Genomic DNA, 24,169 nt, shown 5'->3' with positions numbered 1-24,169 from the left:
TTGCGGTCACCTGCGTCCGGGACACACCTAGCCCGATCGATCACCACACGGATACCGGCACCATCGCCCCTCGCCACCGTGCGTGAACTTTTTCCGGCGCTGGCAGAATCCACGGAGACCTATCTGGACAGTGCGGCCACCACGCAGAAGCCACTGCCGGTCATCGAGACCATCCACCACTATCACACCTCGCGCACCGCCAACGCCGGTCGCGGCACCTATCCGTGGGCCACCGAGCTGACCACGCGTCTGGCCCGCGTCCGCGATCGCATGGCGACCTTCATCGGCGCCGAATCGTCCGCGGAGGTGGTGTTCACCGGCGGTGCGACCGCGGCACTCAATGCCGTCGCACTGTCCTGGGGTCTGGCCGAACTCGATGACGGCGACGAAATCCTTTACAACCCACGCGATCACGCCTCGAATGTGCACCCGTGGCACCATCTGCGCCAGGTGCTCGCCCGCTTCGGCCGGCGCATCGAACTGGTCCCCTACCGGATGACCGAACTCGGCGAAGCCGATACCGACGACATCCTGGCCAAGGTCGGCCCGCGGACCCGGCTGATCACCACCAGCCATCTGCACCATGTCTTCGGCGGACTCACCACGCTGGAGGAGTTGCGCGGCAAACTCGATCCCCGGATTCTGCTGTGCTTCGACTGCAGTCAGAGCGGAGGGCATATGCCGCTGGACGTGACCGAACTCGGCGCGGACTTCGCGAGCTTCGCCGCGCACAAGATGTTCGGAGCGCCCGGTACCGGAATCCTCTACTGCCACCGTAGAGTTCACGATCGGCTACTGCCGTTCCTGCCCGGCGGGAATACCGGGGTCGAGCTCACCGATACAGGATTGACCTCGACCGGCATGCCGGCACTGCTCGAGGGCGGCACCCAGAACATTCCGGGCATCCTGGCCCTCGGCAGCGCGCTGGAGGTACTGGAATCGCTGGATATCGGGGCGATCGCCGCGCACAATCGCGCACTGACGCTGCGGCTCATCGACAATCTGCGTCCGATACCCGGGCTGGAATTCCTACCCGGTCCGGCACATGCACCGTGCGCAATCGGCTACGGCATCGCGTCCTTCACCCTCGCAGGCATTTCCGCGACCGACCTCGGATTCGTGTTGAGCGAGTTGGGTTTTCTGGTCCGCACCGGCTTACACTGCTCACCCCGGGCTGGCGAGGACGCCACGGACTCGGTACGGGTCAGCACGCACATCTACAACACCGTCGAGGAGATCGACCGGTTCGCGACCTGCGTCAAGACGATTGCCGAGGAGGTCACATGAGAATGGACGACACCCCGCGCTATGACCGGCGGGCGGCGTCCCGGGTATTGGCCGGCCTGGCCCAACCCGGATTGTTCGCCACTCCCATCGCGGTCCCGTCGAATCGAGATATCGAATACACCTGTGCCGCACTGCGTCCCGAGCCCGGCAGTCACCTCACGTATTCACAGCGGCTGTACCTGCAGCAGTTCATGCGGCCCTGCCAGCCCGCGCAGGTCACCAGCGCGACGCACCGCATCGCCTGGACCGATAGCGACGGTGTCCCCAATACCGGCCACTTCCGCGCCGACGGCCTCGGCCCGCTGGTGCCCATCGCCATGCGCGAAACCGTGTTGGTGCTGTGGCATGCGCTTGCCGCGCATTCCGCACTGACTCAACGGGTCGACAGCCTCGGCCCACGCGAACACGCGGTTCTCGACGGCACCACCACCGATCACGATCCGTTCGAAATCTTCCGCGTCGGTATCGAGGCCACCGGGCGGGCACTGGCCCAGCACGCACTGCTCGCGCGGCAGACGCCGTATCGCAGTGCGGCCGAATTCGCCAGGGGCATCCACGATTCCGGGATCTTCTCAGCGGTCGCCACCCGCTGGTTCTGGGAACTGCAGGCATCCACCTACCGGCGCGGCATGATCCCGGTGACGCTGGCCGCCCAACCCGACGGCACGGTACGCTACACCGCCGATACGGTGGCGACACTGCGCGCGATGAAGGACGCGACGATCGAGGACGCGCACACGGTGATGCGGCGCGCGACCCGCGTCGAGGGACTGAGTATCGACGCGGCCATCGCCAAATATCACGACGACCTCGATCTCATCTCCCGCCAATACGCGCTGCTGCCCGCCAATACTCGACCCGCATGCCTGGCCGCCATGCCACATCATCTCGGCGGCGGGCACTACACACTGTTGCCCCTGGTGGTGGACAAGTTCGTCGAGATCTTCGAACAGCTCGCCGGGCGGATCCGGATCACCGAGGTGAGTGCCGAGCTCGACGAACTCACCGCCGACGCGCCCGCCAGCGCCGAGGATCGGATCTTCTACGTGCCGGATATGAGCTGTCAGCACTGTGTCCGGACGATCACCGGGGTACTGGAAACGATGGGCATCAAGGTGATCGAGATCGATCTGCCCAGTAAACGTGTAGTCGCCGAATTCCGCAGTCCGCGCAATCGGGCCCGCGCCTTCGAGTCGATCCGCGACGGCGGCTACAACCCGGTGACCGAGAAGCCGGCGCGAACAGCATTGGCGCCCACGCAGTCCCAGCCGACGGAATCCGCCGTATGACGGCACCGCTCCCGGCGCTACCCGCGAAGATCCATCCGCTGGTGCGCGCCTTTCTCGATACCCGCGACGGAGTCGAAGAGACGCTGATTCGCTTCGGATCCCCGATCCACCTGGTGTTTCCGCAGGTCTACGCCGAGAACCTGAAACGGTTGCGCGCCGTACTCGACGGCAAGGGCGCGCGCTACCGAATCTGCTACGCGCACAAGGTGAATCAGTCGCGCGCCCTGGTGCGCACCGCCGAACAAGCCGGCATCGCCATCGATGTGGCATCCCCGCAGGAGTTGGCCAGTGCCATCGGAGCCGGATTCGGCCCGGCTCGGATCGAGGTTACCGGGCCGAAAGGTGAAGCGTTTCTGCGTGACCTGATCGATTGTGGCGTCACCATCAATGTCGACAATCTGTGGGAGCTGCGGCGGATCACCGAATTGGCCGGGGACGGCGCGAGAGTTCCGGTGCTGCTGCGGGTTTCCGGTTTCGACGAGGCGGCGGTGAGCCGGTTCGGTGTGCCGCTGGCCCATGTGGACGAGGCCTTGGATCTGCTGTCGGCCAACCGTCAGCGAATCGCGTTCCTCGGCTTCGCCTTTCATATCGACTCCGGTGATGCTGCCGAACGCATCCGGGCCATCGACGCCTGCCTCGAGCTGGTCGAGCGCGCCTACGCCTATGGACTCGACCCTTCGGTGCTGAATATCGGCGGCGGCTTCCGGCAGGTGTTCACCGACGACGCGGACCGCTTCGACGGGTATGTGCGTGCACTGCGCGAATCACTGCTCGGCCGTGGCGAATTGATGAGCTGGTCGAACAATACCTTCGGCTATCACGTTGATGACGGTGCGGTGCATGGCATTCCGGTCTTCCACAAGTACGCGAACACCGTGCCGGCCACACGGATGTTGGACGATCTGCTCGGCGCGTCGCTGGAGCGGCACGGTGGCCGCAGCGTGGCCCAGGTGGCCGGGGACAATATGCTCGATATCTGGTTGGAGCCCGGTAAGGCGCTGGTCGATCATGCGGGGGTGACGGTGTCGCGGGTGGAGTTCGTCAAGGAACTCGCCGATGGCACGGTGCTGGTGAATCTGGATCTGAGCCGGGATCAGGTGACTCCAGCGGATCAGGAGGTCATGGTCGATCCGGTGGTCCTGCCCGGTGTCGCGCAGATGCCGAGCACCGCACCCGTTCGGGGCGATGGTGTGACCCCGCTGCGCAGCGCCGCCGACACCATGCCGACATCGCGTCCGGCGGTCGAATCCGGGGCGGTCGGTGTGTATTTCGCCGGACGCCTGTGCTTGGAGCGCGATCTGATCACCAATCACAAGGTGTGGCTGCCCGAGTGCCCGCGCCAAGGTGATCTGGTGATTTTCCCGAATACCGGCGCCTATCACATGGATCTGTCCGCGGCCTCGGCATCGATGCACGCATTGCCCGCGAAACTCGCTGTCGTGCATCGCGGGGACAGTTTCCAGGTCTATCGCGATACCGATTACGAACCGCTCATACCCGTCGGTCTGCCGCCACCGCCCCGCACTCCCCCGCGCGGACCGCGCCGATCGCCACTGCCGCGCCGACCCTCCGGAGCGCCGTAATGCGCTACGACCACATCACCGAGCTGATCGGCAACACGCCGCTGCTGCGGTTGGATCCGGCGGTGCACGGCCTGACCAATGTCGAGCTGTACGCGAAACTGGAGTCGCACAATCCCTTCGGCTCGGTCAAGGACCGGGTGGCCTGGGGCATGATCCGCGACGATCTGGACGAGATCCGTGCGAGCGGGCAGACGCTCATCGAGGCTTCCAGCGGCAATACCGCCAAGGCGCTGCGTATTCTCGGCGCGATACACGGCATCGGCCTGCGAGCGGTGACCAATCGGATCAAGGTTGCCGAGGTGCGGGAACTGTTGCAGCTTTTCGGCACCGAGATCGTCGAGTTGCCCGGGCTGTCCGAATGTCCGGATCCGACCACTCCGAACGATGTGTATTCGGTGATCGAGGCGACCATGAGCAAGGATCCGGGCGCCTACTATCACGCCTCGCAGTACACCAATGAGAAAAATATCGAAGCACATCACCATGGCACCGGCCGTGAGATCCATGAGGATCTGGCCGCCGACGGCATCACCCGCATCGACTATCTGATCGGTGGACTCGGCACCACCGGCTCCACTCGCGGCACCGCCACCTATCTGCGCAAGCACAATCCCGAATTGCGCTGCATCGCTGTGGTTTCCGATCGTTCGGATTTCATACCGGGGATCCGCTCCGAGAGCGAGATGTGGGATGTGGGGCTGTTCCAACCCGATTTCTACGACCGCATCGTGACCATCGATTCCACGCGCGCGGTGGACGCCACCCTCGAACTGGCCACCGGGTACGGCATCCTGGCCGGACCGACCAGCGGCGCGAGCTATGCCGCGGCGCTGGAAACCCTTCGCGAGCAGGCGGTTTCGTCGAACGAACCGGTGGTCGCGGTCGTCATCGTCTGTGATCGACTCGAGCCGTACCTGTCCTATATCAAGAAGCGCAGACCGGAACTCTTCGACCGCGCCGATCGCCGCCGCACACCCACCGCGGCCCAACTCGCCGCGACAGCGTCCGTGTCGCCGGATGAACTGGCCGAACTGGACCGCACCGCCCGCCCGACCATCGTGGACACCCGCGGTGCGATGGCCTACCGCATCGGCCATGTGCCGGGCTCGATCAATATCCGCGACGACCAACTCGACGATATGTTCACCCAAGGCATCCCCTTCTCCCGATCACGCCCCTTGGTCTTCGTCTGTCCGGTCGGGGAACTATCCCTGCGTTTCGCCGCGATCGCCCGCCAGGACGGTTTCGATGCCAGCAGCCTCGGCGGCGGAATCGTCGCCTGGCGCGATTCCGGATTCGCACTCGAACGCGGCGGCTGAACCGTCCCACGGCCCGCGCGCGAAGACCCGATGCGGTGTGCCCAGATGCGGGGTGCCCAGATGCGGTGCGTACAGCCCTGATCTCGTCCCGACCGGCAGGCATTAGTGTGGGCGGGTGCAGAAAGGCCAGGAATCAGCTGACGATGCCGGTCCGCGGATCTGGGGCGGTACAACGCTCACCGAACGTCGGGAGGCGCGCCGCGCCGCGCTACTCGAGGCCGCGCTCGACCTGATCGGGGAATCGGGTGCGGGCGGTGTGACCATGCGCGCGGTATGTCGGCGCGCCAATCTCACCGACCGGTACTTCTATGAGAGCTTCGCAAGCCGAGACGAACTGCTGGATGTGCTCTACCGGCAGATCGCCGAAGAATTCCTGGAACCGATGACGGCCTTCGCTGCCGCCGATCCCTCCCGCGACCGCGTGCTATCGGAGATCCTGGTCGACAAGGTGCTCGCCGATCCGCGCAAGTCCCGACTGTTCCTGGTCGAACCGTATTCGAGTACCGGCCTCGGCCAGACCACCATCGCGGTCATGCCGGTCTTCACCAAGGTTCTGCAGGACCACCTGTTCGCCCATATCGATGATCCGGTGCGCCGCAGATTGGCCGCGCTCACCATGGCCAGCGGTAATGCGGGCATGTTCTCCGCCTGGTTGAACGGATCGCTGCGCGCCACCCGCGAGCAGGTGATCGACCACTGTGTCGCGACGCTGGCCGCCTATCGCTCGCTGTACCAGTCCTGATTCGATTCGCATTCGACTCGCGCGCCGCGGGATTGAACGTTGCGCTGGGCCAGCCGCTGGCCCGCGAGAACATCAGCCCCTGCCTGCCTCGGCTACCCGCCGGACCGGGCACGCCAGTATTCCAGGTTGCTGTGGGTGAGCAGGGTGTGCGGATGGTCGGGCCCGAGGACGCGGATCTGATCGGCGAGCAGCGGCTCGAATTCGGCAATGGCGACGCCGACGTCACCAGCCTCGCCGTGGCACCCAGCCAGGCAATTGCGGGTGTGCAGCGTATCCGGATGATCCGGCCCGAGGATGCGCAACTGATCCGTCAAGAGGGCGGCGTATTCGGTAATGGCCCTCGCGGTTTCGCCGCTCTCCCGGCGCCAGCGCGCGACGCTGATGCGGGTGCGCAGAGTCTGGGCATCATCCGGCCCGAGGATACGGACCTGGTCGACGAGCAGCAGTTCGAATTCGGTGAAGGCGCGGGCCAGCTCGCCCGCCATGGCGCGGGAACGCGCGAGATGCAGTCGGGTGCGCAGGGTTTGCGGGTCTACCGGCCCGAGTATGCGCTCCTGATCGGCGATCAGCTGTTCGAATTCGATGACCGCGCGGCGCAGGCTGCCGCGTTCACTGCGCCAATAGGCCAAGCTGTTTCGCGCGCGCAGTGTCCACGGGTGATCGGTGCCGAGGACGCGAGCGTGGTCGATGACGAGTCGTTCGAAATCCGCGACTGTCCGCTCGAGCTGGCCCATATGGCCGCGCCAATCCGCGATGTCGTAGCGAGTGGTGACGGTGTCGAGATCATCCGCGCCGAGTACCCGGGTCTGATCGCGAGCCAACTCTTCCAATTCGGTGACGGCGGTGGCGAATTCGCCGCTGCGGCCACGGCAGTTCGCGAGATGATTGCGAACCAACAGCGTGACGCGATGATCCGGCCCCATGGCGGCGGTGAAACTCGGTAGCCAGGCGGCCCACAGATCTCGATTGTCCACCACGCGTGTGGTTTCCAGCGATTCGAGATAGCCGAAGGCCGCAGCCGCGGCGCCATAGGCCAGGTAGTGGCGCACCGCCGCGCCACGGGCATAGTCGGCCACGCGCTCGGTCGTGCCCGCCTCGATGGCCGCGATCACCGCGCGGTGCGCATCCTCGCTGTGCACGCCGAGCCGATCGCATTCATCGGTCAGTCCGGGGAGCAGGGCGGCGTGGGCGATACCGAGCGATTCATCGGCCGTCCCGGGACGGCTGCGCGAAACCAGTACACCCAAACCCACTGTGAGATCGCGGATTCCGGCAATGCTCACTTCGGCCCCGAGTTCACGCATCGCCGCGTCAAGCAGCTCCAGCGGCAGCACCGGACCGACACCAGCCGCGACGAGCACACCGAGCACCGCGCCGATCCCCCAGGCATCGGCGATATTCGGTGCGATATCCGGTCCATCGTCGGCCGCGGCCCGAATGGCCGCGCCCACCCGCAGCGCTACCAGACCATCGACCCCGATGTCCTCGGCAACCACCCGATCGGTGACCTCGGTGGCGATCTCGGCCAGTAATCCGGCCAGCAACCAACCTGCTGCGGCTGCGGGGTAATCGGCACGCGCTGTTGGTGTTTCGGCCAACCGGGCATCGATCCAGCCGACCCATTCCTGCTCGTCGACGGCGGCGCGTTCATATCCGGCCGATTCCACAATCGCGGCGATATCCTCGGCCACCGGCTCGGCGACCACGATCCGATGCATATGCCGCAGCTCCGGGTCGTTCTCGAAGCCGAGCCCCTCTCGTATTCCCACGATCACCCGGACGTGCGCGAGCTCAGGTCTGCGGGTCAACTCCGCGACCGCGGCCACCAGCAGTCGCTGGGTGCCCTGCTCCGGTTCGTTCAGCCCGTCCACGACGATGGTGACCCGGCGCCCCCATCCGCCCAAGTCCGCGAGCGGTTGGCGCACCTCGACGTCGAAGACATCGGGTGGCGTGACACTGTGTCGAGCCAGGCTCCGCGCCGCCCGGACCGCAGCACGGAAGCCAGGCAGTCGGGTGCTCAATTGTGCGGACAGTTCCGCGGCGACCGCCTCGACCGAACTTCTGACCGTCAAAAATACTGCGGCCGTGATGTATTCGGGTGCGACAGGCAGGGTATCGACGAGGCTCGGCCGGATGAGCATTGCCAGCAGTGTCGATTTTCCGACGCCGGGAGGTCCGATCACCCCGCGCAACCGGTAGCTGCCGGATCCGACGATGTCGTCGAGGGTCTCGCGCACAGCCGGTGTCAGCAGCAGCCTGCGGGTGAGTTGATCGACGAAACCCGCTGCCGGACGACCGGTTACGGCATCGCGGCGGCGAGCGATATTCGGCACCAGCCACAGGCCTGGGTCACCGCTCTCGGCCGCGGATACCGTGCCCGAGGTGAACGACAGATGCTCCGGCTGCTGCCGGGTGCACGCCACGGCGATCGGATCGACCAGATCCGACGGCAGCAGATTCTCCCCGCGCGAGGGCAGTCCGGCCGCGAAGGTGGACAGCAGCGTTCGGGTGAAGCAGCCGGCATACGCGGGCCCGTCACCGGCGGCGACCAGCAACTCCATCCGACCCGCCGCCCGCGACAGCAGGTCGGTCCAGCGGCGGGCCGCGCCGAGAACGCCCTGTTCGGTCTCACATGCGTCGACGAGAACCACCAGCCCGTCCAGCGCCGATCGGTTCAAACGCTCGCGAATCTCCTGTGTCAGATGGAAGGCGGTATGCGAGTTCGGCACCGCGGGCGAATCTTGACCGAGCAGAAAGAAATCCTCCGCGCTGGTCGCGGTGCCGTGCCCGACGAATCCGATCAGCAGCGTCGCCTGCTCCCGTGCCGCCGCGTCGAATGCCACGTCGACCGCCGTAACCAGCTGTGCCACCGTCGGATTCAGCACCGGACCCGGCACCTCCGTCGCCGCCCGCCAGCCGCCGAATTCGGTCAAGGTTCCATACAGACCGGTAGCCAATTCACCGGTGAACCCCAGTTCCCCCAGTGCCGCACACTCGGACCCGACCACCAGGGCGAGCCTTCCTCCCATATCAGCACCACCATTTCCCGCCGTCGACTCCCCTACGACCTCGACACCCCGACAACGGGCCGCAGCGACTGTTTGCAGGTCCCTCGAAAGGATCAGCCCTGCGTGGTAGGAAGGTACCCGAACACACATCGGGGCAAGTGACAACGGGGGCGGCTGATGGCGGCGATCATCTTGGTGCACGGGATCGCGCAGGAGCAGTACGGCGCGGATCTGTTGGAAGCGCAATGGCTTCCGGCGCTGGCAGCCGGAGTTCGCACGGCCGGATTCGGCGAACTCGCGGATCAACTGTGGCGCGGCCAGCGCCCGGGTGTGCTCGAGGTGCGGATGGCGTTCTACGGCAATGCCTTTCTCGATCCCGGCGCCCAAGGCGGCGGCGGACCGGTCGGTACGGAAGACGACGAACTCACCGAGCGGATCGCCGAGGCGTGGTTGGCCACGGCAGCCGAGCAGGCGGCCGAGCGGCGCGATCGACAGGAAGCGCAACGCTATCTGGACAATTCCGCACTCGGCACCGAGGGCGCACAGGGCTTCGGCCGCAAGGCCAGACCGGCGGCGAATGCGCTGACCAAGCTGAAATGGTTCGCGCCCTTCGGTTTCGGGATGGCCGGCAAATTCGTCAACCGGTCGCTGGCCCAGGTCAGCAGATATCTGTCCGACGAGCAAGTGCGTACTTTTGCGCAGCAACAGGTGCTCGACCTGATCGGTCCGCAGACCCGGCTGGTCATCGGACATTCGCTCGGCTCGGTGGTCGCCTACGAGGCGCTACACCGGACCCAGCAGCCCGCGACGCTGGTTACGCTGGGTTCGCCGTTGGCGCTGCAGTCCATCATCTATCCGCTGCTACGCCCGCAACCGCCCACGGTGCCCGCCGCGCTCACACGTTGGGAGAATTTGGCCGATCGCGACGATATCGTCGCGGCGCATCTGGATCTGGCACCGTATTTCCCGTCCGCGCCCGGACGCGATGTGGTGCCGACGACCCACCCCGAACTCGACAATGGTTCCAGTCCGCACGATGCCGCGCACTATCTCACCAAGAAATCGGTCGGGCGCATCATCGCCGAGTCCCTCTCGTAACCGGAGCCATTGGCGAATCGCGCGTACGCTGACAACTCTGGCACCGAGTGCGAGGAGTTCATCGCGATGACCGACCCCGTGCAAGGTTTGACGGGTACGCTCACCTCGCCGATCCGGGGTCCCGGAATGCTCGGCGAAGTATTGGTTGCGATTCGCGGGGGCACGGAGATATATATCGCGCGGGCGGCCGAGTCGATCTCGGCCGGAGAAACCGTCTTGATCATCGCGGTACAGCCGGGCCGCATCGTCGATGTGGTGCCGTGGATTCCGCTGGAACCGGTCCCGGTCGACGACATCTGACACCGCGACCGAAGTAATGAACTGCTAGGGAGGCACAGTGCTGGGTTATCACGTTCCGGATCCTGACGAAGCAATGCTGGTCAGCGGCGGTAAGAGCAAGGACAACGCGCCCTTCGGCGTCGTCATCGGACGCGGCAAATGGGTGATGCCGTTCTTCCGCAAAGTGAGCTATCTGTCGCTGGCCATGTTCGAGGCCGAGATCAAGGAGCGCTGCGTCACCAAGCAGGCCATCCAGCTCGAGGTGCGCGCGGTGATCGCGTTCAAGGTCGCCAACGACACCCAGTCGATCGTCAATGCGGCCCAACGCTTTCTGTCCGAACAGGAGCGGGAGATGTCGGTGCTGACCGGGCGCATCTTCTCCGGACACCTGCGCTCGATCGTCGGCTCGATGACGGTCGAGGAGATCATCCGCGAACGCCAGCGGCTGGCCGACGAGGTGCTGGTGGCCTCCAAGGTGGAGATGAGCAACATCGGGCTGTGGGTGGATTCGTTCCAAATCCAATCCATCGATGACGGCAATCTGGGATACATCACCGCACTGGCCGCACCGCACAACGCGGCGGTACAGCGCGATGCGCAGATCGCCCAATCACAGGCAGCCCAGCATGCCGCCGAGGCCGAACAGGAATCGCTGCGCCGCCGAGCCGAATATCAGCGCGAGACCGCCATTCTCCAGGCGCAGTATCAGCAGGATATCGATAAGGCCAATGCCGAGGCGGCACAGGCCGGCCCGCTGGCCGAGGCCAAGGCGATGCAGGAGGTGCTCACCGCACAGGCCGAACAGGCGCGCAAAGAGGCCGAGTTGCGCGAGCAGCAGTTGCAGGCCGAAGTCGTGAAACCCGCTCAGGCCGAAGCGGAACGGGTGCGCATCCTCGCCGTGGCCGAGGCCGATCGGACCCGGATCCAGGCCGAGGCGGCGGCCTCGAACAACCGGATCGCCTTGGACCAGTTGCTGATCGAGCAGCTGCCGGAAATCGTCAAGCAGGCCTCCAACGGCCTGGCGAACGCCAACCTGACGGTGCTCAACGGACCCGACGGTGTCGGCGAATTGGTCAACGGAATGGTCGGTCAGGGCCTGACTGTATTCAACTCGTTACAAAAGGCGCTTTCATCCAACGACGGAGAAAATGCGGGCTAAAGTGGCCGAGTAGCGACGGCGCGAGGAGCGGGTGTTGGTGTCCATCGGGAAATTGGTGTCGTTCGACAGTTCGCGGGGATTCGGGTTCATTCGGCCCGACGATGGTGGCCCGGATGTGTTCGTTCATGTGAACGACATCGGACTGGACGAGGACGAACTGCGCCAGGGGCGGGTGTTCGAATTCGATGTGACCGAGGGTGATCGTGGTCCGAAGGCCGTCAACCTCGCCGTGGTCGGCGGTCAACCGCTACCACCCGCTCCTCGGCACAAGAAAGACAAGTCCGGCTCCGGCCAGCTGACCGCCACCGAACACAAACGCCTGATCACCGAGCTGCTATTGGACGCCAGCCCCGCCCTCACCGCCGGTGAGATCCTCACCATCCGCGACCGACTTACCGCCTTCGCCGATCAGCACGGCTGGCTGGAATAGCGCGCAAGCTCCCCATCTTCTCGGCACTTCGGGCGATCCAGGCGAGGTTCACGACCTTGTCGGACCGGGGTTCTACGATCAAGCCACAACCCCGGCCGCACCGATGAATCTGCGTCGACTGCGACGTCGATAAGGGTGAGAGCACGGACCCCGAGGAGGATGCTGTGGACTTACCCGTGATGCCGCCCGTCAGGCCGATGCTGGCGAAAACGGCGCCCTCGGTGCCGCACGAGCCGGGCCTGAGTTACGAACCGAAATGGGACGGCTTTCGCTGTGTGGTGTTCCGCGACGGCGACGAAGTAGAACTCGGTTCCCGCAACGACCGCCCCCTCACCCGCTATTTTCCGGAGGTCGCCGAACTGCTGAAGGCGGCGCTGCCGGATAAATGCGTGGTGGACGGTGAAATCGTGGTGGTCACCGATCAGGGACTCGATTTCGACACCCTGCAGAACCGGTTGCATCCGGCGGCCTCCCGGGTCAACAAGTTGGCCAAGGAAACACCTGCCAGTTTCGTCGCCTTCGATCTGCTCGCCCTCGGCGATAAGGATCTGACCGGTGAACCGTTCGCCGAACGCCGACGGCTGCTGGAGACCATTCTCGATACCGAACTCGCCAGGGTGCATCTGACCCCGATCACCCAGGATCCCGCCGTCGCCGAGGACTGGTTCACCCGCTTCGAGGGTGCGGGTTTCGACGGCGTGATGGTCAAGTCGAACGAGCTGGCGTATCTGCAGGACAAGCGGGTGATGCTCAAGGTCAAACACGAGCGCACCGCCGACTGCGTGGTGGCCGGTTTCCGCTGGCACAAGGACGGCGAAGGCGTCGGATCCCTGCTGCTCGGACTCTTCGACGACGCGGGCAATATGCATCATGTCGGGGTGGCGAGCAGTTTCACCGCAGCCAAACGCAAGTCGCTGGTGGATGAGCTGAAACCGTTGCGGGAGAACGCATTGGCGAATCATCCGTGGCGGGAATGGGCCGATGCGGCGGCGCAGGCGAAGGCCGATGGCAAGATGCCGGGCGGGGTGAGCCGGTGGACCGGCGGTAAGGATCTGTCCTGGGAGGCGCTGCGTCCGGAGTTGGTCGCCGAGGTCCGCTACGAACATGTGCAGTCGGGCCGCTTGCGGCACGGCGGCAGGCTGGTTCGCTTCCGGTCCGATCGCACACCCGAATCGTGTACCTATGCCCAGCTCGACGAGGTCGCGCCGGCCGAATTGAGCGCCATCTTCACCGAAGCCCGGGGGAAATGATGAGCGAGTCGGTCGATATCGAGGTCGACGGCAGAACCGTCACCATCAGCAATCCGAACAAGGTCTATTTCACCAAACGCGGTGAGACGAAACTCGATCTGGTGCGCTACTACCAGGCCGTGGCCGAGCCGTTCCTACAAGTGGTGCGCGATCGGCCGCTGCTGCTGGAGCGGTATCCCGATGGGGCCTCCGGTAAGTCGTGGTTCCAGAAGCGGGTGCCGAAATCCGCGCCGGACTGGCTGCACACCGTCGAGGTCGCCACACCCAATGGCACCACCAGCGATGCCCTTGTCGCCCATGATCTCGCGCACATTCTGTGGGCGGTGAACCAGGGCTGCATCGGCTTCCACGTCTGGCCCAATCACGTCGACGATCTGAATATCGCCGATGAGCTGCGCATCGACCTGGATCCTTCCCCCGGCATCACCTTCGACGATCTCAAACACGCCGCGGTACTCACCCGCGAGCTGTTCACCGAACTCGGCATCGACTCCCGCATCAAGACCTCGGGCTCGCGCGGATTGCACATTTACGTTGCGCTGGAACCGAAATGGGACGGCTACCAGGTGCGCGCAGCCGCCGTCGCGCTGGCTCGGGAGCTGCAGCGACGGCATCCGGATGAGATCACCGCACAGTGGTGGAAAGAGGAGCGCGGCAACCGCGTCTTCGTCGACTTCAACCAGAATGCCCCGCACAAAACGGTTTTCGGCGCGTGGTGCGCGCGCCCGAAGGTCGGCGCGCAGGTCTCCACGCCGATCGCCTGGTCCGATCTGGAGACCGTGGTCCCAGAGGAATTGACCATTGCCACCGTCCCCGCGCGGCTGGCCGAATCCGGTGACCCGTGGGCGCAGCGACCGGCCCAATCCATCGAGCCGCTGCTGAAAATGTCGGAGCGCGATATGGCATCCGGACTCATGGACGCACCGTGGCCACCGCAATATCCCAAGATGCCGAACGAGCCGCCCCGGGTACAACCGAGCCGGGCCAAGAAGCCGGAAATGGAAGGCTAGCTACCTGAAGGCTATTGCGGCCCGGACCGCTATTCGGTCCACAGCACCCACACCTTGCTCTCACAGGTAACCGCGCGCCCGTCCGCCGTGCGAGCACTCTTGCTCGAACCGTCGCATTTGGTTCCGGGCTCCGCGACGGTACCGCCCACGGTGTACGGACCGTTCCACTGGTAGACACCGCCACTGGCCAGGCACAGCAGAGTGGTGCCGTCAGCCCCCGTACCGATGCGACCCGGCTCGGTGCACACCGTGCCCTTCTTCGGGGTCACCTGGCTCGTCGACGTGGGCGGAGGTGTGATGACGGTCGGCGCGACCGAGGGCTGCACGACGGCGGTCTGGGAGATGGTGGAGGGCAGCGCGACACTCGATACGACGGGGGTCCGGTTCATCCCGGACAGCGCGTCGGAGAAGTTGCCGCCGGACAGCACGACATATCCGGCGATACCGACCACCTCGATCACGCCGAGCAGCAGCGCGCAGACCGCCATGGTCTTACCGCGCGGATGGCTGAACGCGATGAACCCGAACACGATCGCGACCGGGAAGAGGCCGAGCAGCGCGGCCACCAAGGCGACGATCGCATACGGGTTGACGATGGGCGGAACCTCGACCCGTAGTCGACCGGCCCGGGGAGCCCGCCGGGTCGGCGGCTCCACCTCCGGCCAGCGGTCGTTCGGATCGGTATCCGGCCACCGACCGATCGCTCCGGTCTCCGCCTCGTACTCCTCCGGCTGCGCCTCCGGCCAGCGCTCGCGCTCACGGTTATCCGTCCGTGCCATCCAGGTCCCTCTTCCACACCACAAAACCGCGCAGGAACCTCGAACTGCCCGGACCCGCCCCGATACCGACAAAGGATAGGGGCCGACGGCCGCAACATCATCCGAAACGGCCGATCGATCGTCATCAAACCGTAATCGCGAAAGCCGCCATGTCAACTCACCTGTCCTCGTCAGCGGGGTGAACGGTTTCGGTACGGTGCGGTTCGAGCAGTGGAGTAACAAACCGGCAAACACCACTCGCGCGCTACGCCAGAGAGGTACATGCTGATCCCGGAACCTATCTATGCGGCGATTTCGGCACAGGAGGCAGCCATGCACGGTGGCTCCGGTTCGAGAGGAAAACAATCGCGCCCTTGGCATTCCCACGCGGGCGATCTACTCGGTGACGACTACAACGTTCCCGGCATCATTCTGTGCTTGCTCGGCGTCGTCGCCATGGCGTGCACCCTCACCGCCGCTGGCTACGGTTTCATCGGCTGGACCCAGATCGGCGCGATAGTGACGGCCGCACTGTGGATCACCGGAGTGGGCGCACTGCTGGTCGAGCATCGCCGCGAGGAAGTGATCGAGCTGAAGTACGGTCGCACCGGGCACGCGCCTGGCCATATGCGACCCGTCCGCTACAGCGCCACCGAACGCAGGCTCGCGCCCGGTGAAAGCCCTTCGGAATTGCCGAAATAGCCCACGCCGCAACGTCAGCGCCCCGGATCCACCTTCGGCATGGTTTCGGTCACCAATGTCATAAGCATGTCGGCCAGCAGCACGTGCACCTGCCCGCGAGTGAGGGTGCCGCGGGTGATCCATTCCCGGCCCGCGACTTTCACCAGACCCCCGAATGCGCGGACCATGGCACGCAATTGCGCACTGTGTGCCGAATCCGCGCGCCCGACCATCAGCAGCATCCGCTCGGCGGCCGCGTCATCGGCCTGATCCAGGATCTGTTGCACCTCCGGATCGTCGCCGACGCCCTCATGGCTGGTCACCTTGACCCAGGTGCTGCCGTGTTCGGAGATCACATCCAGCAGCCAGTGCACGCTCGCCTCGACACGTTCCCGGTCGGTGCCGGTCGGCGCGACCATATCGTCCAGGCGCGGCAAGGTGACCATCCGGCGCACGACCGCGAGATACAGGTCGCGCTTATTGCCGAAGTAATGGTTGATCAGCCCGCGCGCGACCCCGGCGCGCTGCGCGAGCTCCGCGGTGGAGACCGCCGCGTAGGGCCGCTCGCCGAACATGTCGATCGCGCACTCCAGGATCTGTGCGCGTCGCTCGTCCGGTTCCAGCCTGCGCCTGCGTGGCTGCGCCTCGGTGTTGTTTCGAGCGACCCGCAAGCGATGATCGCTAGCGGCATCGTTTCGAGCGACCCGCGAGCGATCGCTAGCGGTGAACTCAGAGTGACCTGGCAATGAGATCCTTCATTACCTCGTTGCTGCCCGCGAGGATGCGCAGCACGCGGGCACCGGTGTAGAGCTGGGAAATCGGATACTCCGTCATGTAGCCGTAGCCGCCGAACAGTTGCAGGCAGCGATCGACCACAATACCGAGTTGATCGGTGAGCCAGTACTTCGACATCGCAGCGGTGGGAATATCGAGTTCGCCGCGCAGATGTTTGCTGATGCAGTCGTCGAGGAAGATTCGGCTCACCTTGGCGATGGTCGCGCATTCGGCCATCTCGAATTTGGTGTTCTGCATAGCGAACAACGGCTTGCCGAAGGCCTCGCGCCCCTTGGTGTATTCGACGGTCAGGTCAACCGCCTGCTCCATCATGGCGACCGCGAGGATGCCGGTGACCAGTCGCTCCTGGGCCAGCATCTGCATCATCTGATAGAAACCCTGCCCTTCGGCTTCGCCGAGCAGATTCGACGCGGGCACGCGTAGCCCGTCGAAGAACAGCTCTGCGGTGTCCTGGGCCTTGCCACCGATCTTGTTCAGGATGCGGCCGCGTTTGAAGCCCGGGGTATCGTCGCCGACCTCGGCGAAGATCAGCGAGACGCCCGCCGCGCCCTTGCTCGGATCGGTCTTGGCGGCGATGAGAATGCCGTCGCAGAGCCAGCCATTGGTGATGAAGATCTTCGAGCCGGTGATGACGTACTCGTCGCCCTCGCGGACCGCGCGGGTCTTGATGTTCTGCAGATCCGAGCCGGTGCCCGGTTCGGTCATGCCGATCGACAACACCATCTCCCCGGTCGCGGCCTTGGGCAGCACCCGCTGCTTGAGGTCTTCGGTGCCGAAGTGGTGAATGTACGGCGCGATGATCGAGGTGTGCACGGCCATGCCCATGGAGCCGTCACCCGCGAAGGCCTGTTCCTCGATGATGGCGGCCTCGTGCGCGAAAGTGCCGCCACCGCCGCCGTATTCGGTCGGGATCGCGGTGCAGAGCAGGCCGAGCTCACCGGCCCGGTTGTACAGCGCGCGATCGGGATGTCCCTGTGCGACGAACTTCTCCTCGTGCGGGACGACTTCCTTCTCGAAGAAGTTTCGCGCCAGCTCCCGGACCGCCTCGACCTCGTTGTCACTCCATGCCGCGCATGCCATCGCAGAAATCCTTTGCTCGGTGTCAAATTTGCGGCACTCGCGGGGCCCTACGTGGTCACGCAAGCTACCGCCTTCGGGCCGGTCGCTCCTGCCGCGGGCGCGGGCCTGTCGCACCCGCGTCTCGACATCAGATTGGCGAACTATTGGCACAATGTCAACAAAGCGGATACGCCGCAGGTCGAGTTGGCTTTACGAGGGCGCGGAATGCGATTCAGCCGGTCGGCCGCCGGGCTCGGTTGACGGCCGCGAGCGAGGTGAAGCTCGGGAAATCCGGATCGGCCGAGATGCCCTGACGGCGCAGGAATCCGTCCATCAGCCGCCAGACGAATTCGGTTGCCTGCTCGACGAATTCGTCGGTGCCGTCGGGACGGCGGGCATCCGCATCACCCAGCCACATAGCCCGTCGTGGTTTCGTCCCATTGATTCGGGTAATGCGTACTGTCAGTATCGGATCACGTACCGGCGGTACACACGCAGCATTCAGCGCATCGATCGAGGCAAGCAGATGACCGAACCGCTCGACTCCCCCGACCCGACCGGCATTCAACGTCCATACCGCCGGTCCACGGTGCTCGGCGCGAATAGCGAGCTGGCCGTCTTCGAATGGGGCGAGCGCAGTGCGGAACCCCTCGTCTTGGTGCACGGCCTGTCCGATACCCATCTGGTCTGGTCCGCGGTGGCGACGCTGCTGGCCGACGGCTTCCGAGTCATCGCCTATGACGTGCGCGGACACGGTGAATCGGCGAAACCCGCTGTGCCGCAGGACTACCGACTCGATCAACTGGCCGATGATTTCTTCGCGCTGATCGATGCGGTCAGCCCGAAGCGGCCGGTGCACGTCTGCGGACACGGCTGGGGTGCGGTGCAAGTCTGGGAGGCGGTCTGCGACCCGCGTGCCAATACCCGGATCGCCTCGTTCACTGCCGTAGCGGGTCCGAATCTCGATCACGTCGGCATGACACTGCGCGAATTGGCAGGCCAACCACGCCGAGCGCTGGAGCTGATCGCCGACCGGAAATTCTGGCGGCACGGCGTCGGAACGGCCCAGACCGCAGCGCGACGGATCGCCTATCCACCGCGGGTGCGCACCTGGTTGATCGAATGGCTCGGCGGCGTCGCCCGCACGTACGCGCCGATCGCCCCGACCTGGCGCGCGGATCTGGCCGCGGGCGCACGGATCGCCGTGGCCAATCTGCCGCATCATCTGCTGCGGCCGCGTGAGCGCAGCACCGCGGTGCCGGTGCAGTTGGTTGTGGACACCACCGATGTGCTGGTGCCGCCGTTCCTCTACTACGGCAGCGCACGGTGGGTGGATCGGTTGTGGCGCTGCCCGATTCCGGCCGATCACTGGTTGCCGGTGACCGAACCGCTGCTCGTCGCCGAGGCCATCGCGAACTTCGTCGAGGATCTGCACGCCGCGAACGCCAGCATCCCGCAGTGATCGCAGATGCCCGCCAACGGTGGGTGGCCGGGAAATCCGACGGGGTGGTACTTTGCGCGCATGACCGGACCGGGGGAACAACAGAATCAGCCCAACGACGCATGGTGGGCGCAGCAACAGCCGCAGCAGGGACCGCAGTATTCGCAATCGGATCCCACGATGGTCGGGCAGCCGGGTTATCAGTTGCCATCGCAGCCCGCGGTTCCGGTCGTGGGACCGCAAGGCGATGCCGGACCGCAGAGCCCGGCGGAGCAGCAACCCGCTGATCCGACGATGGTGCGGCAGCCATTCGATCAGCCGGTGACCGCGCCCGCCGGATCGGGGACCGGATATCCGCAACCGGGATACCAACAGTCCTCACCCGGATATCCGCAGCCGGGGACACCGCAGGCCGCACCCGGATACCAGCAGAGTGGGGCCCCGCAAGCCACACCCCCCGGCCACCAGTCGGGGACCGGATATCAGCAACCGGCATATCACCAGTCCTCACCCGGATATCCGCAGCCGGGAACACCGCAGGCCGCACCCGGATACCCGCAAGCCGGTTTCCAACAACCCGGATTCGAGCAGCCCCTGTCCGGATTCCCGCAGGCTGCACCGGGTTTCCAACAGCCCGGATACCCGCAACCCGCACCCGGATATCAACAGCCGCCCAAACCCGGCGGCAAAGGCTGGCTTTGGGCGCTCGGCGCGGTCGTCGTCACCTCCGCGGTGTGGGCGGGTGCGATGTTCGCGATCGGCGCGTTCGACGCGGGCAAGGCCGATATCAGCAAGGATGCCGATCTGCGCGGCTACAAGTATGTCGCCAATCTCTGCGATCTCACCGACACCTCGCCCTACACGAGCGCGGGCTTCACGCTGTCGAAGACCGATTCCTCAGGCAATACCTATCCGAAGCACGAGGGCTCCAAGCACGCCGCGGTCGATTCGATGGGGTGCGATGTCCGCTTCACTCCGTCCGGCTCGACTGAGAAGTACGACTACGCCGCCATCTACACCAGCGCGCAGGTGCACAAGCAGACCAATCCGGGACCTGAATTCACCGCGTCGTACGAGACCTGGACCCAGAGCGCATACGGCAAGGACGCGAAGGTCGACAAGATCTCCGGACTCGGCGACGAGGCGTATGTGATCACCGGCAAGCACAAGTCCGACGATCCGACGGCCGATATCTCGTTGGCCATGCGCGACGGCTGGACCACCTACCACATCAGCTGGTCGCAGTATTCGTCCAGTTCGTCGAAGTCCCCGGGCAAGATCCTCAGCGCGTCCGAGGTCACCGATCTGCTGAAGAAGACGGCCACCTCCACAATGAGCAAGCTGCGCAAATAGGTGGCATCCGGTCGGTGCGGACCGCCCGCGCCGACCGGTCCGCATTCGAATGCGACAATGACTGGGTCAACCTCCCAGTTCACGAAGGATAAACCCGCATTCCGATGGTCGAGAACACCGCGTCGACGTCTACCGCACCAACGCCGAGCGGCACCGCCATCGACCCCGATGAGCTGGCGATCTGCCTGCGGGTGCTGGAGCAGGCCGGGCAGTTGGACAAGGACGATCCGGCTTCGGTCACGGTGCAGCGCGCCGTCGGCCATATGTTCAAGAAATTGAAGCAGCGCAAGCGAACCGTGGCCAGGGATTCGGTCGCCGAGGCGGACCGTGCGGTGGTCGCGGCGACCGCGACCGGTTCACCCAATCGCATCGATGACGAAACCGCCGGCATCCCGCTGACCTCGAATGCGGCGGGCGCGAGCGCGGGCACGCTGATCCGGCCGCGGCCCTGCTATGTCTGCAAACAGCGGTATACCCGGGTCGATGCGTTCTACCACCAGCTGTGCCCGGACTGCGCGGCCACCAGCCACGCGAAACGGGACGCCCGTACCGATCTCACCGGACGGCGCGCCCTGCTGACCGGCGGTCGCGCCAAGATCGGCATGTATATAGCGCTGCGACTGCTGCGCGACGGTGCGCACACCACCATCACCACCCGCTTCCCGAACGATGCGATCCGCCGCTTCGCCGCCATGGACGACAGCGCCGACTGGCTGCACCGGCTGCGCATCGTCGGTATCGATCTGCGGGATCCGGCCCAGGTGGTCGCGCTCGCTGATGATGTCGCGGCACAGGGGCCGCTGGATATTCTGATCAACAATGCCGCCCAGACCGTGCGCCGCTCCCCTGGCGCGTACAGCGCGCTGGTCGAGGCCGAATCCGATCCGCTGCCCGCGGGTGTGCTGCCGGATGTGGTGACCTTCGGCAAGACCATGCAGGCGCACCCCACCGCACTCACCGCATCACTGACGCCGTCGCTGTCCTCAGCTGACGTGGCGGAACTGGCCTTGGTCGCGGGATCGGCCACACCGGAACGCATTTCGCGCGGTATCGCCATCGATGCCGGTGGTCTGGTGCCGGATCTGGCGCACACCAACAGCTGGGTGCAGACCGTTGCCGAGGTGGACCCGACCGAACTGCTCGAGGTCCAGCTGTGCAATTCGGTGGCGCCGTTCATTCTGGTTTCGCGGCTGCGCCCGGCAATGGCCGCCGCCGCGGCCAGCCGCAAATACGTCGTGAACGTCTCCGCCATGGAGGGCCAGTTCTCCCGCGCGTACAAGGGTGCCGGCCACCCCCATACGAATATGGCCAAGGCCGCGCTGAATATGTTGACCCGCACCAGCGCCCGCGAAATGTTCGAACAGGACGCCATCCTCATGACCGCCGTCGACACCGGCTGGATCACCGACGAACGCCCGCATTACACCAAACTCCGCCTCGCCGAAGAGGGCTTCCACGCCCCCCTGGACTTGGTGGACGGCGCCGCCCGCGTCTATGACCCCATCGTCCAAGGCGAAGCCGGCACCGACCTCTACGGCTGCTTCCTCAAGGACTACCAGCCCTCACCCTGGTAATCGACGCAGTGCCCAGGGTTACGCTGGGCATATGGTGTATCGGCTGCTGGCTGATGCCACCGCCGCGGTGCATTTCGTATTCGTGGTGTACGTGGTGGTCGGCGGGTTCGTGGCGTGGCGGTGGCCGCGCACCATCTGGCTGCATCTGATCGCATTCGGCTGGGGATTCAGCACGGTGCTGTTCGGATTCGATTGTCCGCTCACGTATTTGGAGAATTGGGCGCGACATCGGGCCGGGATGGCGGGGCTGCCGCCGAGCGGGTTCATCGACCATTATCTGACCGGGGTGATCTACCCGCAGAGTGCGCTGGGTTTGGTGCGTGGGCTGGTCGCGGTGTGCGTGGTGGTGTCGTGGGTGGGCTATGCCTGGAGGGTGCGGACGATGAGGTCGGCGACCTCGGAGACCTTGTCGTCGAGGTAGAAGTGACCGCCGGGGAAGACCGTGCGGTCGAAGGAACCGGTGGTGTGTTCGCGCCATTCCTCGGCCTGCTCCGGCGTCATCGTCGGATCTTCAGTGCTGACCAGGGCCGACACAGCGCAGGACAGCGAGGCGCCCTCGCGATAGCGGTAGGTCTCGATGGCCTGGTAGTCGCTGCGCACCGCGGGCAGTACCAGTTCGGCGAGACTCGGTTCGTCGCGCAGGATCTGGACGGACGCGGGATCGGTTGCCAGGCGCTCCAGATCACCGATCAGATCGTCGTCGGAGCCGAGATGCAGGCGGCCCGGCTCTACGAAAGTCGGTGCCGGACGGCCGGATACGAACAGCGCGATGAGCGACTGCCCCTTGCGTTCCAGGCGGCGTGCGGTTTCGAAGGCCACGGTCGCGCCCATGCTGTGACCGAACAGCGAAAGTTGTTCCACCGGGCCCTGATTCAGCACCTCTTCCACGATCCGATCGACGAGGGTGTCCATATCGCCGATGGTGGGCTCATCGAGCCGGTCCTGCCGACCCGGATACTGCACAGCCGCGACGGCGATCCCATTGTCGAACCGTTCGGCCAGTGCCCGATACGCCGTGACCGCTCCCCCACCGGGCGGGAAACACAGCAGTTGCCGACTCGGCGCGGGATGTGCGCGCAACACCCGCAGCCAGTCCGTGGCGGCGATGGCCTTGCCCACGTCGATCTCCTTCACCGTCGGAATTTCACCCGAGATATGTGCCGTACCAATCCAGGACCCGCTGCCACGCTTCAGCGGCGGCGGTCGGATCGTAGCGAGGTCCGGTGTCGTTGAAGAAGGCGTGGTCCGCATTCGGTGCGACGTATATCTCGTGGACGAGACCTGCCCGGTCAAGAGCCGCCTCCGCGGTTGGACGCGAGGCGATTACCCGCTCATCCTTGGCGGCGTAGATCCCGAGTACCGCTGCCTTCGAACCGGACAGATCCCCGTTCTCCGGGAAGGGTCCGTAAAACGGTGTCGCCGCAGCGAGTTCCGGCGTACCCGAGGCCAGCAGCAACCAGACCAGACCGCCGCCGAAGCAGAAGCCGGTGGCGCCGATCTTCTGCTCCGGCACCCGCCGTTCCAGCTCGGCGATTCCAGCCCGCAGATCGCCGATGAACTGCTCCGGTGCGATCTTGCCGAGTTCGGCGGTGGCCGCCGCCGGATCGGTGAAGGCGGCGGTACCGCCGCGTTCGGACAGTAGGTCCACGGCGAGTGCGGAGTATCCGGCTCCCGCGAAACGTGCTGTCACCGAACGGATGTGGTCGGTGAGTCCCTTGTTCTCGTGGATGACGAGCACGCCGCCGCGCGGCTGAGGCGCGGCCGCCCATGCGGCTTGTAGCTGGCGACCGCCTGGTCCGGGAAAGGTGATCGAGGTGGCCGGGACCGCGCCGCTGGTACCCGGTGGGGCCGAGGACGCCCCGGGTTTCGAGCCCGTCGACGCGGAATTCGCCTGGTCGCCGCTGCTGGAGCACGCGGCGAGCAATGCGACCGCGGCGGTAGCGCCGACGCCGAGCATTCCTAGTCGGCGCAGTGCTTCCCGGCGACCGATCAATCCGTCGGCATGGTCGGTGGCTATCTCTTCGGCGATATAACGCTGCAGCGGCGTCATGGCC

Annotated in this window: 23 protein-coding genes; 16 read left to right on the top strand and 7 right to left on the bottom strand. The window is 65.4% G+C overall.

Annotation, left to right across the window (positions count from 1 at the left end; all coding sequences use genetic code 11):
- The first annotated feature begins 78 nt into the window (after positions 1 to 78).
- The 5 genes from AB0J47_RS04815 to AB0J47_RS04795 all read left to right on the top strand — a co-directional run bounded on the left by AB0J47_RS04815 (position 79) and on the right by AB0J47_RS04795 (position 6,220).
- Positions 79 to 1,287, top strand: coding sequence for an aminotransferase class V-fold PLP-dependent enzyme (locus AB0J47_RS04815; protein WP_364340547.1), 1,209 nt, complete (start codon positions 79 to 81; stop codon positions 1,285 to 1,287).
- Positions 1,284 to 2,576 (top strand): heavy-metal-associated domain-containing protein, encoded by a 1,293-nt coding sequence (locus tag AB0J47_RS04810; RefSeq protein WP_364340545.1) that lies wholly within the window; start codon positions 1,284 to 1,286, stop codon positions 2,574 to 2,576. Before AB0J47_RS04815 ends, AB0J47_RS04810 begins: the two co-directional genes overlap by 4 nt.
- On the top strand, positions 2,573 to 4,159 hold the full coding sequence (locus tag AB0J47_RS04805) for an alanine racemase (protein WP_364340542.1): 1,587 nt from the start codon (positions 2,573 to 2,575) through the stop codon (positions 4,157 to 4,159). The genes AB0J47_RS04810 and AB0J47_RS04805 overlap by 4 nt, the downstream gene beginning before the upstream one ends.
- Positions 4,159 to 5,478, top strand: coding sequence for a pyridoxal-phosphate dependent enzyme (locus tag AB0J47_RS04800; RefSeq protein ID WP_364340540.1), 1,320 nt, complete (start codon positions 4,159 to 4,161; stop codon positions 5,476 to 5,478). The genes AB0J47_RS04805 and AB0J47_RS04800 overlap by 1 nt, the downstream gene beginning before the upstream one ends.
- 115 nt (positions 5,479 to 5,593) lie before the next feature.
- Positions 5,594 to 6,220: a TetR/AcrR family transcriptional regulator gene (locus AB0J47_RS04795; protein ID WP_364340538.1), complete on the top strand. Its 627-nt coding sequence runs from the start codon at positions 5,594 to 5,596 to the stop codon at positions 6,218 to 6,220.
- A gap of 92 nt (positions 6,221 to 6,312) precedes the next feature.
- Here the strand turns inward: AB0J47_RS04795 and AB0J47_RS04790 are convergent, their stop codons facing one another.
- Positions 6,313 to 9,249 (bottom strand): tetratricopeptide repeat protein, encoded by a 2,937-nt coding sequence (locus tag AB0J47_RS04790; protein WP_364340536.1) that lies wholly within the window; start codon positions 9,247 to 9,249, stop codon positions 6,313 to 6,315.
- A gap of 156 nt (positions 9,250 to 9,405) precedes the next feature.
- On the opposite strand from AB0J47_RS04790, the gene AB0J47_RS04785 reads away from it, so the two are divergent.
- The 6 genes from AB0J47_RS04785 to ligD all read left to right on the top strand — a co-directional run bounded on the left by AB0J47_RS04785 (position 9,406) and on the right by ligD (position 14,454).
- The gene (locus AB0J47_RS04785; RefSeq protein WP_364340534.1) at positions 9,406 to 10,326 is read left to right on the top strand and encodes a hypothetical protein; all 921 of its coding nucleotides are present in this window, start codon (positions 9,406 to 9,408) and stop codon (positions 10,324 to 10,326) included.
- A 66-nt stretch (positions 10,327 to 10,392) separates the two neighbouring features.
- Positions 10,393 to 10,626: a hypothetical protein gene (locus AB0J47_RS04780; protein WP_364340532.1), complete on the top strand. Its 234-nt coding sequence runs from the start codon at positions 10,393 to 10,395 to the stop codon at positions 10,624 to 10,626.
- A gap of 37 nt (positions 10,627 to 10,663) precedes the next feature.
- Positions 10,664 to 11,764 (top strand): SPFH domain-containing protein, encoded by a 1,101-nt coding sequence (locus tag AB0J47_RS04775; protein ID WP_364340530.1) that lies wholly within the window; start codon positions 10,664 to 10,666, stop codon positions 11,762 to 11,764.
- Between the two features lie 31 nt (positions 11,765 to 11,795).
- Positions 11,796 to 12,194, top strand: a complete 399-nt coding sequence (locus tag AB0J47_RS04770) for a cold shock domain-containing protein (RefSeq protein ID WP_364340528.1) — start codon at positions 11,796 to 11,798, stop codon at positions 12,192 to 12,194.
- A 164-nt stretch (positions 12,195 to 12,358) separates the two neighbouring features.
- Positions 12,359 to 13,444, top strand: coding sequence for an ATP-dependent DNA ligase (locus tag AB0J47_RS04765; protein ID WP_364340526.1), 1,086 nt, complete (start codon positions 12,359 to 12,361; stop codon positions 13,442 to 13,444).
- Positions 13,441 to 14,454 carry a non-homologous end-joining DNA ligase gene (ligD, locus tag AB0J47_RS04760; protein WP_364340524.1) on the top strand — a complete coding sequence of 338 codons (1,014 nt, stop codon included), beginning with the start codon at positions 13,441 to 13,443 and terminating at the stop codon, positions 14,452 to 14,454. The genes AB0J47_RS04765 and ligD overlap by 4 nt, the downstream gene beginning before the upstream one ends.
- A gap of 29 nt (positions 14,455 to 14,483) precedes the next feature.
- Here ligD and AB0J47_RS04755 read toward each other — a convergent pair whose 3' ends face one another.
- Positions 14,484 to 15,233 carry a DUF4190 domain-containing protein gene (locus tag AB0J47_RS04755; protein ID WP_364340523.1) on the bottom strand — a complete coding sequence of 250 codons (750 nt, stop codon included), beginning with the start codon at positions 15,231 to 15,233 and terminating at the stop codon, positions 14,484 to 14,486.
- A gap of 261 nt (positions 15,234 to 15,494) precedes the next feature.
- Here AB0J47_RS04755 and AB0J47_RS04750 point away from each other — a divergent pair, with 261 nt between their 5' ends.
- Complete coding sequence (locus AB0J47_RS04750; protein WP_364340522.1) at positions 15,495 to 15,914, top strand: hypothetical protein; 420 nt, start codon at positions 15,495 to 15,497, stop codon at positions 15,912 to 15,914.
- A gap of 14 nt (positions 15,915 to 15,928) precedes the next feature.
- Here AB0J47_RS04750 and AB0J47_RS04745 read toward each other — a convergent pair whose 3' ends face one another.
- The 3 genes from AB0J47_RS04745 to AB0J47_RS04735 form a co-directional block, all read right to left on the bottom strand.
- A complete protein-coding gene (locus AB0J47_RS04745) occupies positions 15,929 to 16,564 on the bottom strand; it encodes a helix-turn-helix domain-containing protein (protein ID WP_364340519.1) in 636 nt (211 codons plus the stop codon).
- Between the two features lie 58 nt (positions 16,565 to 16,622).
- On the bottom strand, positions 16,623 to 17,768 hold the full coding sequence (locus AB0J47_RS04740) for an acyl-CoA dehydrogenase family protein (RefSeq protein WP_364340516.1): 1,146 nt from the start codon (positions 17,766 to 17,768) through the stop codon (positions 16,623 to 16,625).
- A gap of 211 nt (positions 17,769 to 17,979) precedes the next feature.
- Positions 17,980 to 18,165 (bottom strand): hypothetical protein, encoded by a 186-nt coding sequence (locus AB0J47_RS04735; RefSeq protein ID WP_364340514.1) that lies wholly within the window; start codon positions 18,163 to 18,165, stop codon positions 17,980 to 17,982.
- 108 nt (positions 18,166 to 18,273) lie between these two features.
- Here AB0J47_RS04735 and AB0J47_RS04730 point away from each other — a divergent pair, with 108 nt between their 5' ends.
- The 4 genes from AB0J47_RS04730 (at position 18,274) to AB0J47_RS04715 (ending at position 22,536) form a co-directional block, all read left to right on the top strand.
- Entirely contained in the window at positions 18,274 to 19,209 is a 936-nt protein-coding gene (locus tag AB0J47_RS04730) for an alpha/beta fold hydrolase (RefSeq protein WP_364340512.1), read from the top strand.
- A 60-nt stretch (positions 19,210 to 19,269) separates the two neighbouring features.
- Complete coding sequence (locus AB0J47_RS04725) at positions 19,270 to 20,541, top strand: hypothetical protein (RefSeq protein ID WP_364340510.1); 1,272 nt, start codon at positions 19,270 to 19,272, stop codon at positions 20,539 to 20,541.
- A 104-nt stretch (positions 20,542 to 20,645) separates the two neighbouring features.
- Positions 20,646 to 22,115 carry an SDR family NAD(P)-dependent oxidoreductase gene (locus AB0J47_RS04720; protein ID WP_364340508.1) on the top strand — a complete coding sequence of 490 codons (1,470 nt, stop codon included), beginning with the start codon at positions 20,646 to 20,648 and terminating at the stop codon, positions 22,113 to 22,115.
- A 31-nt stretch (positions 22,116 to 22,146) separates the two neighbouring features.
- Complete coding sequence (locus tag AB0J47_RS04715; RefSeq protein ID WP_364340506.1) at positions 22,147 to 22,536, top strand: DUF2784 domain-containing protein; 390 nt, start codon at positions 22,147 to 22,149, stop codon at positions 22,534 to 22,536.
- On the opposite strand, the gene AB0J47_RS04710 is transcribed toward AB0J47_RS04715, so the two are convergent.
- Positions 22,476 to 23,249, bottom strand: coding sequence for an alpha/beta fold hydrolase (locus AB0J47_RS04710; RefSeq protein ID WP_364340504.1), 774 nt, complete (start codon positions 23,247 to 23,249; stop codon positions 22,476 to 22,478). The genes AB0J47_RS04715 and AB0J47_RS04710 overlap by 61 nt on opposite strands.
- 10 nt (positions 23,250 to 23,259) lie before the next feature.
- Positions 23,260 to 24,165: a dienelactone hydrolase family protein gene (locus tag AB0J47_RS04705; RefSeq protein ID WP_364340502.1), complete on the bottom strand. Its 906-nt coding sequence runs from the start codon at positions 24,163 to 24,165 to the stop codon at positions 23,260 to 23,262.
- Between the last annotated feature and the right edge of the window lie 4 nt (positions 24,166 to 24,169).

Origin of the sequence: Nocardia sp. NPDC049737 (assembly GCF_040674755.1) — a bacterium.
Classification (GTDB): Bacteria; Actinomycetota; Actinomycetes; order Mycobacteriales; family Mycobacteriaceae; genus Nocardia.
Note: the sequence above shows the minus strand (reverse complement) of the source record. Positions and strands in the feature narration are given on the sequence as shown.

Excerpts from the sequence above, each read along its gene's own strand:
- AB0J47_RS04730 (WP_364340512.1), top strand. The coding sequence starts at position 18,274 with ATGACCGAACCGCTCGACTCCCCCGACCCGACCGGCATTCAACGTCCA.
- AB0J47_RS04715 (WP_364340506.1), top strand. The coding sequence starts at position 22,147 with ATGGTGTATCGGCTGCTGGCTGATGCCACCGCCGCGGTGCATTTCGTA.
- AB0J47_RS04780 (WP_364340532.1), top strand. The coding sequence starts at position 10,393 with ATGACCGACCCCGTGCAAGGTTTGACGGGTACGCTCACCTCGCCGATC.
- AB0J47_RS04735 (WP_364340514.1), bottom strand. The coding sequence starts at position 18,165 with ATGTGGCTGGGTGATGCGGATGCCCGCCGTCCCGACGGCACCGACGAA.
- AB0J47_RS04800 (WP_364340540.1), top strand. The coding sequence starts at position 4,159 with ATGCGCTACGACCACATCACCGAGCTGATCGGCAACACGCCGCTGCTG.
- AB0J47_RS04740 (WP_364340516.1), bottom strand. The coding sequence starts at position 17,768 with ATGGCATGCGCGGCATGGAGTGACAACGAGGTCGAGGCGGTCCGGGAG.
- AB0J47_RS04750 (WP_364340522.1), top strand. The coding sequence starts at position 15,495 with ATGCTGATCCCGGAACCTATCTATGCGGCGATTTCGGCACAGGAGGCA.
- AB0J47_RS04720 (WP_364340508.1), top strand. The coding sequence starts at position 20,646 with ATGGTCGAGAACACCGCGTCGACGTCTACCGCACCAACGCCGAGCGGC.
- AB0J47_RS04810 (WP_364340545.1), top strand. The coding sequence starts at position 1,284 with ATGAGAATGGACGACACCCCGCGCTATGACCGGCGGGCGGCGTCCCGG.
- AB0J47_RS04705 (WP_364340502.1), bottom strand. The coding sequence starts at position 24,165 with ATGACGCCGCTGCAGCGTTATATCGCCGAAGAGATAGCCACCGACCAT.
- AB0J47_RS04725 (WP_364340510.1), top strand. The coding sequence starts at position 19,270 with ATGACCGGACCGGGGGAACAACAGAATCAGCCCAACGACGCATGGTGG.
- AB0J47_RS04785 (WP_364340534.1), top strand. The coding sequence starts at position 9,406 with ATGGCGGCGATCATCTTGGTGCACGGGATCGCGCAGGAGCAGTACGGC.
- AB0J47_RS04790 (WP_364340536.1), bottom strand. The coding sequence starts at position 9,249 with ATGGGAGGAAGGCTCGCCCTGGTGGTCGGGTCCGAGTGTGCGGCACTG.
- AB0J47_RS04755 (WP_364340523.1), bottom strand. The coding sequence starts at position 15,233 with ATGGCACGGACGGATAACCGTGAGCGCGAGCGCTGGCCGGAGGCGCAG.
- ligD (WP_364340524.1), top strand. The coding sequence starts at position 13,441 with ATGATGAGCGAGTCGGTCGATATCGAGGTCGACGGCAGAACCGTCACC.
- AB0J47_RS04805 (WP_364340542.1), top strand. The coding sequence starts at position 2,573 with ATGACGGCACCGCTCCCGGCGCTACCCGCGAAGATCCATCCGCTGGTG.